The organism is Haladaptatus cibarius D43 (assembly GCF_000710615.1).
Classification (GTDB): domain Archaea; phylum Halobacteriota; class Halobacteria; order Halobacteriales; family Haladaptataceae; genus Haladaptatus; species Haladaptatus cibarius.
The window spans coordinates 1,147,035-1,161,020 of sequence record NZ_JDTH01000002.1; the positions used below are offsets into that span (position 1 = coordinate 1,147,035).

The 13,986-nt window shown below is 61.7% G+C and carries 13 protein-coding genes; 6 read left to right on the forward strand and 7 right to left on the reverse strand.

Annotated features, from left to right (window positions below; translation table 11 throughout):
- Positions 1-3 precede the first annotated feature (3 nt).
- The 5 genes from menE to HL45_RS21630 all read right to left on the reverse strand — a co-directional run bounded on the left by menE (position 4) and on the right by HL45_RS21630 (position 4,958).
- Positions 4-1,497 (reverse strand): o-succinylbenzoate--CoA ligase, encoded by a 1,494-nt coding sequence (gene menE / locus HL45_RS11375; RefSeq protein WP_049971218.1) that lies wholly within the window; start codon positions 1,495-1,497, stop codon positions 4-6.
- A complete protein-coding gene (locus HL45_RS11380; protein WP_049971219.1) occupies positions 1,494-2,537 on the reverse strand; it encodes a mandelate racemase/muconate lactonizing enzyme family protein in 1,044 nt (347 codons plus the stop codon). The genes menE and HL45_RS11380 overlap by 4 nt, the downstream gene beginning before the upstream one ends.
- A 1-nt stretch (position 2,538) precedes the next feature.
- On the reverse strand, positions 2,539-3,480 hold the full coding sequence (locus HL45_RS11385; RefSeq protein ID WP_049971220.1) for a 1,4-dihydroxy-2-naphthoate polyprenyltransferase: 942 nt from the start codon (positions 3,478-3,480) through the stop codon (positions 2,539-2,541).
- Between the two features lie 204 nt (positions 3,481-3,684).
- A complete protein-coding gene (locus HL45_RS11390) occupies positions 3,685-4,440 on the reverse strand; it encodes a hypothetical protein (protein WP_049971221.1) in 756 nt (251 codons plus the stop codon).
- Between the two features lie 314 nt (positions 4,441-4,754).
- Entirely contained in the window at positions 4,755-4,958 is a 204-nt protein-coding gene (locus tag HL45_RS21630; protein ID WP_233274753.1) for a hypothetical protein, read from the reverse strand.
- A gap of 299 nt (positions 4,959-5,257) precedes the next feature.
- On the opposite strand from HL45_RS21630, the gene HL45_RS11400 reads away from it, so the two are divergent.
- A complete protein-coding gene (locus tag HL45_RS11400; protein WP_233274754.1) occupies positions 5,258-5,554 on the forward strand; it encodes a type II toxin-antitoxin system VapC family toxin in 297 nt (98 codons plus the stop codon).
- Positions 5,555-5,782: 228 nt separating this feature from the next.
- Here HL45_RS11400 and HL45_RS11405 read toward each other — a convergent pair whose 3' ends face one another.
- Positions 5,783-6,679, reverse strand: coding sequence for a 1,4-dihydroxy-2-naphthoyl-CoA synthase (locus tag HL45_RS11405; protein WP_049971223.1), 897 nt, complete (start codon positions 6,677-6,679; stop codon positions 5,783-5,785).
- A gap of 143 nt (positions 6,680-6,822) precedes the next feature.
- Here HL45_RS11405 and HL45_RS11410 point away from each other — a divergent pair, with 143 nt between their 5' ends.
- Positions 6,823-7,989 carry a pyridoxal phosphate-dependent aminotransferase gene (locus HL45_RS11410; protein ID WP_049971224.1) on the forward strand — a complete coding sequence of 389 codons (1,167 nt, stop codon included), beginning with the start codon at positions 6,823-6,825 and terminating at the stop codon, positions 7,987-7,989.
- Between the two features lie 11 nt (positions 7,990-8,000).
- On the opposite strand, the gene HL45_RS11415 is transcribed toward HL45_RS11410, so the two are convergent.
- Complete coding sequence (locus tag HL45_RS11415; protein ID WP_049972006.1) at positions 8,001-9,077, reverse strand: tubulin/FtsZ family protein; 1,077 nt, start codon at positions 9,075-9,077, stop codon at positions 8,001-8,003.
- An 85-nt stretch (positions 9,078-9,162) separates the two neighbouring features.
- On the opposite strand from HL45_RS11415, the gene HL45_RS11420 reads away from it, so the two are divergent.
- Genes HL45_RS11420 through HL45_RS11435 form a run of 4 tightly spaced genes read left to right on the forward strand, consistent with a single transcriptional unit; the run spans position 9,163 to position 13,960 of the window.
- A complete protein-coding gene (locus HL45_RS11420; protein WP_049971225.1) occupies positions 9,163-9,669 on the forward strand; it encodes a DUF7310 family coiled-coil domain-containing protein in 507 nt (168 codons plus the stop codon).
- Positions 9,666-10,208: a DUF7311 family protein gene (locus HL45_RS11425; RefSeq protein ID WP_049971226.1), complete on the forward strand. Its 543-nt coding sequence runs from the start codon at positions 9,666-9,668 to the stop codon at positions 10,206-10,208. Before HL45_RS11420 ends, HL45_RS11425 begins: the two co-directional genes overlap by 4 nt.
- Before the next feature lie 33 nt (positions 10,209-10,241).
- Complete coding sequence (locus HL45_RS11430; protein ID WP_084156885.1) at positions 10,242-12,257, forward strand: ATPase, T2SS/T4P/T4SS family; 2,016 nt, start codon at positions 10,242-10,244, stop codon at positions 12,255-12,257.
- Positions 12,257-13,960: a hypothetical protein gene (locus tag HL45_RS11435; protein ID WP_049971227.1), complete on the forward strand. Its 1,704-nt coding sequence runs from the start codon at positions 12,257-12,259 to the stop codon at positions 13,958-13,960. The genes HL45_RS11430 and HL45_RS11435 overlap by 1 nt, the downstream gene beginning before the upstream one ends.
- The last annotated feature ends 26 nt before the right edge of the window (positions 13,961-13,986 follow it).

Sequence of the window (13,986 nt, forward strand, 5' to 3'; positions counted from 1 at the left end):
TCCCTACCGTAGTCGCTCGCGGACTGCTTCGCGGTCGATGGTTCCGGAGGTGGTTCGCGGCAGTTCCGCCGCCGTTTCGAGCAGTCTGGGGTGCTTGTATCCTGCAAGGCGGCCCTCGCAGAACTCCCGAACTGATTCGAGGGACATCGTTTCCACCTCATCACCTACTGGAACGACGAGCGCGCCGATTCGCTCGCCCCATTCGTCGTCTTCGACGCCGACGACCGCAACCTCCCGAATCCCGGGATGTTCCCGGAGTACGGCCACAACCTCTCCGGGGTGGACGTTCTCCCCCCCGGTGACGATTCGGTCGGAACGCCGGTTCAGCACCCAGATACGGCCCCCCTCGTCGCGGTAGCCAATGTCGCCGGTGTGTAGGCCGTAGTCGCCGAACGCTTCCGCTGTCGCCTCCGAATTGCCGTAGTAGCCTGCCATGACCGTTGGGCCGGAGACGACGAGTTCGCCCGCGGTGCCCGGTTCGGTCGGGTTTCCGTCTTCGTCGAGAACCGTAACGTCGGTGAACATGAGCGGTCGGCCGACCGTCCCGAGACGTGAAAACGCCTCCGCGGGTCTGGCGGTGGCGATTTGCGACGCAGTTTCGGTCATTCCGTAGGTCGGGTGAACTGGAACCTCGCGTTTTTCGCATTCACGAACCAGTTCGTTGCGGGCAGGCGCCCCGCCGAGCAGGACGAATCGAAGGGAATCAGAAATAGTTCCGGCGTCTAACATTCGGCGGAGCATCGTCGGAACGAGCGAGATACCGGTTGCGCCGTACTTCCGAACGTTTTCTAGCGTCTCCTCGGGGTCAAATCCGGTTCCAGTTTGAACCACCACGGTGGTTCCGTACAGCGTGGAACGCAGGAGGGGAGCGAGTCCGCCCATGTGGTAGGTCGAAAGGCAGAGGTGCCAGCGGTCGTCGGGAAGGACGCCGAGCCGAAACGCCGAGGCGGTCGCGCTGGCAAACAAATTCCCCATCGTGAGGACAACGGCCTTCGGATTGCCGGTCGTTCCCGAGGTGAACAACATCACTTGCGGGTCGTCGTGTGACCACCGTTTCGCCGTGAATCCGACTCGTTCGCACTCGCCGAGGGTCGCGTCGGTCGATGCATCGACCGACGCGACCGGAACGTCCCCGGGAATTTCGCGGGCAGTCGATTTTGTTTCGGCCTCACAGACGAGTGCCGACAGGTCGGTGTGACCGACCTGTCGGCGAAGTTCTGGTTCTGCGAGGCGAACGTTCAGCGGCACCAGCACGCACCCGAGTCGCACCGCGGCGTGAACGAGCCGAATCGACGCCATTCGCGTTTCCATCAGAATACCGAGATGGTCGCCCGCGCGAAGACCGAGTCCGGCGAGTTGTCCCGCGGTTTCTTCCACGGCAGAGTCGAGGTCGGCATACGTCCACTGTTTCCCGTCTTCGGCCTCGATGAGCGCGGTCGCTTCCGGCGACACGTCGGCCCTGTGTGCGAGCCAATCTACCGTATTTTGGGGGTTCATCGCCGTCCCCACGTATCCGCGACGCCGTTTCCTGCGTCCTGCGGGACGCTGACCGAACCGTCAACGAGGCGAGTGCGGTCTGGCCCCAAATCGCGGGCGAGCATCGTCCCGGTTGCGAGTCCGCTCGCCGGGCGGTCGGGAATCGCGGCCGCGGCGTGAATCGCGGCGGTTCGGGCCACCACGCCGTCGATGGTGGTCGTCACGACCGGTGTGACACCAACATCGCGGGCACGTTCGGCGACTTCCACGACCTTGTCCGGGCCACCAAGCACCATGGGCTTGCAGATGAGAACGTCGGCGGCCTCGGCGTCGAGGACGGCATCGACCGAGGTTTCGGCTATCGATTCGTCGGCCGCGACGCGAACCGACCGACCGCGGAGGTCGGCGAGGGCGTCGAGGTCGTCCCCTGAAACCGGCTGTTCCACGTAGGCGATTCGAAGGGGGTCGAGCTTGTGAAACGCTTCGCGTGCTTGCGCGCGTGACCAGCCGCCATTGACATCGACTCGGAGTTCGATGTCGAAACCGACGGCGTCGCGGACGGCTCGAAGTCGCGCCACGTCGTCGGTCACCGACCGCACACCGACTTTCACTTTCACGCATTCGAATCCGGCAGAAACCGCGTCCTTTACTGCATCCACTGTTTCGGCGGGTGAGCAGTCGCCGACGGTCGCATTCGCTTGAATCACTTCGACCTGTTCCGGGCCGCCGAAGTGTCGGTAGAGCGGAACGCCGTCGCGCTTCGCCCGGATGTCCGCGAGCGCGAGTGAAAGGCCGTGTCTGGCCGCAGGCGTCGATTCGAGAGTGGCCAACCGCTCTTCGAGGGTCGAAAGTTCATCCCCCGGCGCTTCGATGTCGGCAAGCGCGGCACGACACGCCGGAAGCGACTCGGTCCACCCCGGCAGCGGCGTCGCCTCGCCAATTCCAACTTCGTCGCCGTCCTCGATTCGAACGAGGATGCCCTTTCGGTGTTCAATCGAACCGTGGGCCGTGTCGAGCGGCGATTCCAGTTGGAGCGAAAACTCTCGCGTTTCGACTCTCATCTCACATCACCATTCCGAGGGCGAACAGGGCCGAGTGGACGGCCAGCAGTTTCCCCGTCTGTTCGAGCGCGGGATTGAGCGCCTCGCCCGACGTTTCCGTTAGCAGGGTTCGGGCGACCATCACGGCGTAGGGGCCGGTAAGCAGAGGCAGGAGGACGAGAAGGCCGAACTCGCTACTCGTCCAGAAGTAGATGGGAACGAGGTACGAGAGTGCTAGCAGACCGACGAACTCGGCGCGACTGGCCGAGTAGCCGATGAGCACCGCCAGCGTCTTTTTGCCTGCTTTCTTGTCGGTTTCCAAATCCCGGACGTTGTTCACGACGAGGATGTTCGTGGAGATTGCCGCGACCGGGAGACTCGCCAAAAACGCCTGCCACGTGACGGTTCCGGCGGGAATCCCAAGCGCGAGCGGTGCGGCGAGCACTGCCGCGGCCTGCACGTAGAACGTCCCCATCACGGCGACGACGCCGAAGAAGACGAAGACGAACAGGTCGCCCAAGCCGTTCGAACCGAGCGGAAACGGCCCGCCTGCGTAGGCGATACCACTAATTACGCTAGCTAGTCCGATAATCAGAATCGGAAGTCCGCCGACGTACACCAGGTACGCGCCGACGACAATAGCGAGCAGGAACGTTCCGTACATCGCGCGCTTGACCTCGTCGGCCGCGATGAGGCCGGATTGGGTGACCCGGGTGAATCCTTTTCGCTCGTCGGTATCGACGCCCTTCACGGCGTCGTAGTAGTCGTTTGCGAAGTTGGTACCGATTTGGATGAGCGCTGCGCCGACGAAAGCGGCGAGCGCGGGAAGCGGGGCGAACAGGCCCTCGTGGACGGCGAGGCCGACGCCGACGAAAATCGGGGCGGCGGCGGCGGGGAGGGTGTGCGGTCTGGCCGCCATGAGCCACGCTTTCGTGCGAGAAACCTCGGTCGCCGTGTCGTTCATTGCTACGACTGTTCTAGCGAGTGGGGTATAGCATCTACGGTTTTCGCGGAATCGAGTGAAATGTTCTGTCACGAAGCGAGTCGAACTGGCTCGACATCCATTTAAGTGGTTCTAGCGACAAGGAGTAGATACGAGGAAGGTCGGCTCGTGTTCTACGCAGAAATCGACACTCGGTAGCGTTTGCTTTTGCCGTCTTAGCTCTACTTAGTCTCCCGCTTCAGCACCCATCCCCCGACTCGTGAGACTCGGCAGGTTCGGATCGCGGTGCGGATTCCGACCGTGAACCGCGTACTCTAACTCGTTTTCGTCCAGTTGTTCCCGAAGCACGCGCCGGAGGCGGTTCAAACTCGTGATATTGAGGCCGTGTTTTTCGGCCAGTTGCGTGAACTGCGCTTCGTCCGTCAGCGATTCGAACTGGTCGTACAGGTCGGTCAGTCGCTCCGGCGGTAGGCCGCGTATCCACTCGTCGTCGTGCAGTCCGAGGTGATGCTCGCGCTCCCGGTCAACGATATGGCGGATGACGACCAGCGCGACCTTCGGGATGGCCCGCTGGCTTCCGAAGGCGGTCAAATCGAGTTCCGACATGACGCCGAGGACGCAGTCGCGTTGCCACGGCGTCAAAGAGAGGTCGTTGCAAAGCGCGTGACTCACGCGCAGTTTGTCGAGGTGGTGCATCCGACTGCTGTGTCCGGCCATCGCAGAATGGCGTTCCTCGTGCAGTCGGCGGATGCTGTCGCTCAAATCGTCCTCCGGCGATTTCGCGCGCCCGATAACGGTTGCACTGGGCGTCACCGGCCCCCACTTTCTTACCGACTGGTCGCGCTGAAGGTCGGCCCGCCGAACCGCACCATCCCCCGGCAGTTGGCTCAGTTCGCGCGCTTCTCGGTCGTCCTGTGTGGCGTCCGCTTCCACTCCCCACTGCCAACTGGCAGTCTGCGAATCGCCGTCACCTCGATGCATCACACCTGTGTACTCGGGCGAGATAGTTCAAAGGTTGGTTTGGAGAAGAAATAGTTTCAGCACGTCGATAGCTACCGCTGGTGTCCGTGTGAGTTTCCGGTAGAACCCGCCCCGCTTTCCGTCCGTATCTTTATCTTGTCGCCAGAACCACTTAAATGCCGACTGGATGGTTGATGGAATGGTTGTTGGAATGGCGATTTCAGAGAATCCGGAGCAGTCGCTATCAGAAGTCAATGCGTCGGGTCAGAATACGACCCGTCTTCCATCCATATCTCTACCTTATCACGAGAGCTACTTAAATCGAATTGGACGTTCTACCGCCTGTGAATATCGACGTACAGCAGTCCGACCGTCAACAGAAACCCGACTGCGAGAAGGGGGAAGAAGGGGTCGAACGACGTGCCACAGCCAGACGATGCCGTGTCCGCACAGTGCGCCATCGGTTCCAAACCGACTACGGTCAGGAGAACGCCACTGACGAGTCCGAGGGACGCTCCTTGCCGCAATTGGTCGTTCATTCGAATGCTCCGAGCGAGTTGCACGAGCGAGATAGTAACCAGAAGATATGTTATCACAGGAAGACCGAAGGGGAGGTCTGCAAACGCGAACTGCCTCCAAAATAGCGCGATTATGACGACGATTCCGATAGCGAGTCCTGTTGCCGTAATTCCTTTTAAATAAGTATCTTTAGGGTCGGTTCGGGGGGCGGTTTCACCCATGGTTATGCGTCACGACGATTCAATAGAAAATGAATGTTCCGGAAATTGAGAAATTTGGTCGACCGATAGCGTTCTCCCGTCTCCGAGGAGAACAGTGGTTGCCAACGCCAGTTGTTGCAGAAACGTACTACGGCGTGGCGACGGTTCGGAGCGATATGATGGAAAGCGAGGTTCGAAACCGACTGCTCGGCTACCCCCGAATAAAAATCGACGAGGAAATCGCGCGAACTGCCGGGCAGTTGCTCGCGCAGGCCGACGACGCTTCCGGCGGTGATGGCGGTATCGGGCCAAACGACGCCTACATCGCGGCGACTGCCGAGGTGTTGGACGATTCCGTGCTCACCGACAACGTGCGCGATTTCGAGGAACTCCGCGTCTCGGTCGAAACGTACTAAGGGTCAATTTGTCTTTCTGCGATTCATCGCGAGCGAGGAGCGACAGCGACGAGCGAGCGGGCCGACGACTGAATGGAGTTTGGCAAACTCGCACCGCGAGTTTGCCGAAACAAAATGAAGGAGGAGTGCTTTTGGTCCAGCTTTTACAGGGAGTCAGCACGCGGGACGGCGACCGCCGCCGTCCCGCGTGGCTGCGACCGTCGTAAAAGGTGGTAGTCAAAAGGTAGGTCAGTAGTGCCAGCGGTAGTCTGAGAAGTCCGGGTCACGCTTCTCGACAAAGGCGTCCCGGCCTTCTTGGGCCTCGTCGGTCATGTACCCAAGTCGGGTGGCTTCACCCGCGAACACTTGCTGGCCGACCATGCCGTCGTCGGTCATGTTGAAAGCATACTTGAGCATCCGCATCGCGGTCGGACTCTTGGAATTGATTGCCTCTGCCCACTCCAAGGCCACGTCCTCCAGTTCCTCGTGCGGAACTGCTTCGTTCGCCATGCCCATCTCTGTGGCTTCCTCGGCGGAGTAGGTTTTTCCGAGGAAGAACACTTCGCGGGCTTTTTTCTGGCCGACCTGTTTTGCGAGGTAGGCCGACCCGAACCCGGCGTCGAAACTCGCCACGTCGGGGTCGGTCTGGAGGAACTTCGCGTGCTCTTCCGAAGCGAGCGTCATGTCGCAAACGACGTGGAGACTGTGGCCGCCGCCGACCGCCCACCCCGGAACCACGCAGATGACTGGCTTGGGAATGTGACGGATGAGTCGCTGGACTTCGAGGATGTGGAGTCGGCCCGCTTCGGACGCGGCTTCGCTCTCCTCGTCTTCTCCCTGATATTCGTAGCCTGCGCCGCCGCGAACGCGCTGGTCGCCGCCGGAACAGAACGCCCACCCTCCGTCCTTCGATGATGGCCCGTTGCCGGTCAGGAGGACACAGCCAACGTCGGTCTGGCGTTTCGCGTGGTCGAGCGCGCGGTAGAGTTCGTCCACCGTACCGGGACGGAAGGCGTTTCGCACGTCCGGGCGGTCGAAGGCGATTCGAACCGTTCCTTGTTCTTTCGCCTTGTGGTAGGTGATGTCGCGGAAATCGAAGTCCGTGATTTCCTCCCAGCGTTCCCCATCGAAGAGTTCGGATACCATGCCGGAAACTGAATCCGGAGCGACCTAATAGGTTCCCGTCCGATTCCGATTTCAGTTTCGAACTCCCGCAAAAATCCGCACAACCCGGCAAACCGCGATGGGTCTGCAAAGCTACTTGCGCCGAGAACGCAACGGTCGAAACCATGACCAGAATCGCGTCACGAGCGACCAATTTCGAGCGGTCGGGGATTCGAGTGATGTTCGAACTCGCGGAAGCACAGGGCGGCGACCTCGTCCGACTGGAAGTCGGCGAACCGGATTTCGACACGCCGGAACACGTCATCGACGCGGCAGAGCAATCGGCACGGAACGGAAAAACGCATTACACCTCCGGGGCTGGAATCCCCGAACTTCGCACCGCAATCGCGGAGCGAATGACCGACGAAACCGGCGTTTCGTTCGACCCTGAACGGCACGTTTCGGTTACGACCGGCGCGATGGAAGCCTTGTCCTTGGCGCTCTCGGCAATCGCGGAACCGGGAGACGACGTACTGATTCCGACGCCAGCGTGGCCGAACTACCGGAATCAGGCGCGACTCGCGGGAGCTACACCCGTTCCGATTCCGCTCGCTGCGGAGGATGGCTTCGACCTTGACCCGGACAGAATCACCGAGCAGTTGAGTCAGGACACTGCCGCAGTTATTTTGACTACTCCATCGAACCCGACCGGGCAGGTGTACGACGAGGACGCTGTCACGGAGGTTGTTGAGGCAGCACAGGAACACGACGCGTTCGTCATCGCGGACGAGGTGTACGCCCGCCTCACCTACGGCGACGACCATCGGCGAATTGCGTCCTACACGGACTATCCCGAAGGTCTGCTAACCGTCGATTCCTGCTCGAAAACCTACGCTATGACCGGATGGCGTCTCGGGTGGCTCGTCGGCCCCGAAGACGTGATTTCGGCCGCCACGAGCCTCGGCGAAAGCACGACGGCCTGCCCGTCGAGTATCGCCCAACACGCCGCGCTCGCCGCCGTGACCGGGCCACAAGACCCAGTCCACGAGATGCGGGCGGCGTTCCGCGAACGACGAGACTATCTGGTAAATCGCGTCGAGGAAATCCCACACATTTCGTGTCCGCAACCTGACGGCGCGTTCTACGCGTTTTTGGACGTGAGCGAACTCGACGGCGACAGCGCCGACGTTGCGGAACGTCTGCTTTCCGAATACGGCGTCGTCACCGCACCCGGAACCGCGTTCGGCGACGCTGGCGAAGGGTATCTTCGGTTGAGCTTTGCGAATAGTACGGAGCGAATCGAACTCGGACTCGACCGTCTGGAGGCGATGGTCGAAGACGAACGAAGCTAATTCGAATCCGCTCAGAACAGATTGTCGAGTTCGTCGTTCTGGAACATCTCTGCCGGGTCTTCTTTGCGCTCTTCCTGTTGATTTGCCTCCTTTGCTCGCTTCATGAACTCCTTCATGCGCGGGGAGCGTTCGACGCCGCCGAGGAGGATGAGCGAAGCCAATCGGTCGCTGTCCAACGGGAAGTCCCCGCCCCGAACTTGCAGGCTTCCTGTTTCCCCTTCGAGCCATTTTCGGGCCTTCTCGACGCCCTTCCGCGGGATTCGGTCGGAATCACCGGCAACAACCAGCAGCGCGGAATCGGCGTCCGTCGCTTTCGGCACGCTGAGATTGCTCAGGATTGCTTGCCGCGTGTTGCTCGTCACCGTGTTGATGTTCTCTCCACTTTCCTCGCTCGCGCCCGCGCTGGCATAGCCGAGGGCCGCGATACCGCCCGAGCGAAGCGTGTTGATAACTTCGCTCGAATCGACCACGCTCTCGCCGACGCCTTCAACCGCTTCGCCCGAGGCGAGTAGAATGCCCACGCGCTGAGCGATTTGCTGGTTGATGGCGTCGAACGCTTCGCCGACGCTCTGGCCGGATTCGTGCCACGCATCGTTATCGATGAGAAGGGACGCATCCGCCTCTCGAACGACGGTTTTGAGCGACCGACCAGCGTTGGCTTGATACATCGACCCCTCGCCGCGACCCGGGAGGATACCGAGCGCGTAGACGGGCATCTCGTAGATTCGCTGGAGTTCGTGGACGAGCACCGGTGCGCCGCCGCTACCGGTTCCGCCGCCGAGTCCCGCGACGACGAAGATTGCTTCGGCTTTCGCCGTGATGCGTCCGTCGAGCGCGCTCATCACTTCGCCCGCATCGCTTTGCATAACCTCTGCACCGAGTTCGTTGTCCCCGCCGACGCCGTGCCCTTTCACTCGCTCTTGACCGACGAGAATCGTGTCGAGGTCGAGCGACTGTAAATCAGTTTTCGCGGAGTTAACCGCCAACGCACCCTGTATCGCGTTGAAATTCATGTTTGCGTCGAACTCGACGAGTTTCTGTGTCAGTTTCCCCCCGGCTTGACCGATACCAATCAGGACGACTTTCATGCCAAAGCCCACCCGTTCACCCGTAATGAATTTTCTGCCATCGGTCACATCAATTTTAAGTAGATAAGCGAAACCAATGCCGTCCATGTCGAACATAGAAACCCTCGATACGCGTCTCCGCGCCGTCGAACGCGCGCTAACCGAGAACGGTTCGGATTCTTCTGTGCGCGAAGACACGAGTGTAGACGACCATCGAACAGTGAATTCGGTGACAGTATCCGAACTGACCGCGCGCCTCGACGAACTCGAATCGAGAATGGACGACATAGAACCGCGACTGGACGAACTCGACGCCGCCGTCCAAGCGCTCCGAGGTTACGTCGGCAACATCCGTGCGGTCAACGCGGAGGTCGAACGACGGGCGGACGCCGCCCTTGCGAAGGCCGAATCGAAATCCAACCGACGCGAATCATCCGAGTATCGTTCGACGCACCGGGAATCATCAACTACCGGCCGCGAGCCTGCCGGTGGACGCACCTCGGAACTCCCGACAAAACGCCAGCTTTCGGGAGGAACATCCGAAACGGAATCGGAGACAGAATCGGAGACAGAATCGGATTCAATCTTCGCGCGACTCCGCGGAATGCTGTGAGCGTTCGCGTCGTTCTCGCCGTGATTCTCGTCGTCGCCTTCTGTAGCGTCTCCTATCCCGCCATCGAGGATGCGCGAACGACGCGTGCGGAACACCACGCGGCGGGAGAGCTAGCAACCGTGGAAAACGCCCTCCTCGACCTCTCAACGGAAACTACGGTTTCGATGGGGCATCCCGGTGCCCGCAGAGTGGTTACACTCTCGATTCCGCACGAATCCACGAGCACTGCCCGAATCGAATTCGTCGCTATCGGCGGCGTTCCCGAATCGGGACACGAACGCGAAAAAGACGCTCACGGCGACGTTCTCGCCTATCGCGCCGGCGGCGAAACCCACGTTCGGCACGTTCCGTTCGACCTCCGCGTTGCCCGCGCCGGTGGGCAGAAACGCGATCACGATTGGCATCTCGAAACCGACCGGACTCCGCTGGTCGTCCGCGATACGGGACGAACCGAAATCGCATTCCGACTGGTCGAACGGCGGGGAAAGCGTCTCGTCCTCGTCACTCCCATCGACGAATCGCCTTCTTCTACTGCCTGAGCTTTAAATCGGAAGACGGAACCACGCCGACCCATGTGGAACCGATTGGCGAGAAATCCGTTTTCGAAGGCCCGGAACGCCGAGAAAGAACACCACTGCGACTGTACCAGTTCGTTCGACGGCGACCTGCTCTCCGTCGACGCGAACGACTGTTCGGGCGGCGGGATTTTATCGGAGAACCCCGCCTGTCGAGCGACGGTTATCGACGCGCTCACGCAGCGCGAGGCGAATCAAGTGCTGGTTCGACGGAACGGCATCGAACGCGCCTACGAAGGCGACGACGCCGCGTTTCTCGTCTCGGCGGGACGGTTTGCCGAACGAGTCGCGTTTTACGACGAAACCCTCGCAGAACGGGCGCGCCGCGACCCGATTCGGGCGGGAACCGACGCCGTGGGCCGTGCTGGACAGGTGTCGAAAATCGTCGCGGAAACCGGCCTCGCGGAAGGCGTCCACCGAATCGACGGCTACGACGAGTTCCGACCGTTCGTCGGGCCGACAATCGCGCGCTCGCGGGTGGCGGTTCGACCGCCACCCCGCGCTCGACTCGAAGACCAGTACACGCTCGAAACGGGCGCGACGGTTCGATGCTACGACACCGCCGGTACCGCGACTACCGTCGAAAACGATACCCTTCGAACCTACCACCTCGAACCGCTCGAAACCTCGTTCGACGCATCGGCCCTCGAAACGCTCCATCGCGCCACGGAACGACTCGCAAGCGGTAGTGTTGGTAGAGGAGCGGGTACCGGAAAACGAGCGCCCGGCCAGGCCGTCAGAGCGGTCGCAACCGTCGATGACCCGATTGACGACCTTGCAGCAGTTCTCCGAAAGTACACCCAAGGCTACGGAATTCTCTCCGATTTGTTCGCGGATGCCGCCATCTCGGACGTGTTTGCGACGGCCCCGGTCGAGGAAAATCCCCTCCGCGTCCGAATCGAGGGCGAACTGATGCAGACCAACGTTCGCCTGACGACGGCGGGCGCGGAGTCCCTCGCGTCCGGCTTTCGGCGGCGGAGCGGTCGCGCATTCTCTCGCGCGAGTCCGACCCTCGACGCGGTTGCCGAGGTTCACGATACGACCGTCCGCGTCGCCGGAGTAACCGACCCCGTCAGCGACGGGGTCGGATTTGCGTTTCGCGTCCAGTCCGGGGACACGTGGACGCTTCCGATGTTGGTGGAAAACGGAACGGTGCCCGCGGACGCCGCTGGATTGCTTTCGCTCGCCGTCGAACGGGCTGCCGCAGGTTTGGTCGCAGGAACTCGCGGCGGGGGAAAGACGACCTGCCTCGGCGCGCTCCTTTGGGAACTGCCGAGCGGAACGCGAACCGTCGTCATCGAGGATACGCGGGAACTCCCCGTCGAATCGCTTCAGCGCGACGGACGAGACGTGCAATCACTGCTGACGACCGCGAACGAAGACGAACCGGGAGTCAGACCGGCAGACGCCCTCAAAACTGCGCTTCGGTTGGGTGAGGGCGCGCTCGTCATCGGCGAAGTTCGCGGAGAGGAAGTGAGCGTTCTGTACGAAGCCATGCGAGTCGGTGCCAGCGGAAGCGCGGTTCTCGGAACCATTCACGGCGACTGCGGCGAGGCGGTGTACGAGCGAGTCGTGACTGACCTCGGCGTGACACCGTCGTCGTTCGCCACGACGCAGTTCGTCGTCACCCTCGAATCATACGAATCGGGCGAAACCAGCGGCGACAGCGGCGAAAGCGGCAAGCGCGTCAAAGGAATCGAGGAAGTCGTCGGAGACGGCGACTCGATTCGGTTCGAACCGCTGTACAAACTCGACGATGGGAATCTCGCTTCGACCGGGCGAATCGACCGCGGAAACAGCGTCCTCGTGTCCGACCTCGCGGAATCGGCTGAAACGTATGCCGACGTTCGGGCGGCACTCGCCGCCCGAACGAGCGAGATTGAGAACCGAGTCAACACATTAAACCCGGAATTTTCGGTGACCGAATCGAAAATGAGCAGGTCGAGAATAAACCGGTCGAAAGCGGACGGGTCGAGAATGGATAGGTCGAAAACGGGTGACGAGTCAGCGTGATGCTCGTACGCCTCGCCGCCCTGTATCCGTGGGACGTTTCATCCGATGCCGACATCGACCGCGCACTCGGATTTCTTGGAACTGACGCGGACAGCACGAAAATCATCCAGGCCGGAAACGGGGCGGCGATTCTCAGCTGTTTCGTCGCGCTCGTCGTGACGGTACTGGTGCCCCCGAAAATACGTATTCCGACCGCTGGATTCCTGTTCGCCGGTTCGCTCCTCGTTTCGGCGGTAGTTCGGCGCGCTCCCGTCCTGCTCGCCGCGGCGAAACGCACGCAAGCGCTCGGTGACGCGCCCGACCTCGTCGCCAGAGCGGTGCTTCGGATGCGAATCGAACCGACCGCGGAAACCGCCGCCGAGTTTTCGGCCCGAACCGGCGACGGCCCGCTTGCTGCCAGTTTGGATGGCCACGTTCGGCGCGCGGTCGGTTCGCCGGAGTCCGGGTTTGCCGCGTTCGCCGAGGAGTGGAGCTCGTGGAATCCAGCGCTCAATCGAGCAGTGACGCTCGTTTCGGCCGCCAGCGAAGCCCCGCCTGACGAACGGGAGCGAACGCTCGACCGTGCGCTGTCGGCGATACTCGACGGGACACGGGAAGAGATGGCGGAGTTCGTGTCGGAGATTCGGGAACCGGCGACAGCGATGTACGCTTTCGGGGTTTTGCTTCCGCTCGCGCTGGTCGCAGTACTCCCGTCGGCACGGGCCGCAGGTGTGCCACTGTCGCCGACCGTACTGGTCGTCGTCTACGACGTCGTACTTCCGCTCGCGCTCGTCGCCTGCTGCGTGTGGCTTCTCACCCACCGTCCGGTCGCGTTTCCGCCGCCGAACGTGACTCGCGCGCATCCGGACGTTCCGAATCGACGGCGCGACGTGCTGATTCTGAGTTCCATCGCTGGCGGGGTTGCGTTTTTCGTCACCGGATTCCTGCTTCCGGACTGGACGCGCTGGATTGCCGGTGTCGGATGCACGCTGGGATGCTCGCTCGTCGGGGTGACACAACCGACAGTTCGGGTCAGAAGCCGGGTTCACGCCGCCGAGGAGAATTTGACCGACGCGCTGTATCTCGTCGGTCGGCGGGTGAACGACGGAATCGCCGTCGAGCGCGCGATTTCGGTCGCCAGCGACGAAATTCCCGGCGAGACAGGAAAACTGTTCGTGCGGGCAGACAGTATCCAGCGACGGCTTCGAGTCGGCGTTCGAGAATCCTTCCTCGGTAACCACGGCGCGCTCGCGGACGTGCCAAGCCCACGCGCGAGGAGTGCCGCGGCACTCCTCGCGCTTTCAGCACGGGAAGGACGGCCCGCTGGCGGTGCGGTGCTGTCGATGGCAGACCATCTGGACGACCTTCAGCAGGTCGAACGAGAGGCACGACGTGAATTGGCGCAAGTGACCGGAACGCTTCGCCACACGGGGTCGCTGTTCGGCCCGCTCGTTTCGGGGGCGACAGTTGCTCTCGCCGGTGGAATGGGGGACGTTGGAGCAACAGGAACGAACGCGGCTCTCGCCGGAACGTTTCCAGCGGACGTTCTCGGACTCGCAGTCGGCGTCTACGTCCTGTTACTTTCGGCGATACTCACGACGCTGGCGGTCGGATTGGAACACGGACTCGACAGAACGCTCGTCGGGTACCGAGTCGGCCACGCCTTGCTCTCTGCAACCGGAATCTACCTTGCCGCGTTCGTACTCGCGGGAACTGTAGCCTGAGCGTAGGTTTAAGTCGGAAAACGAAC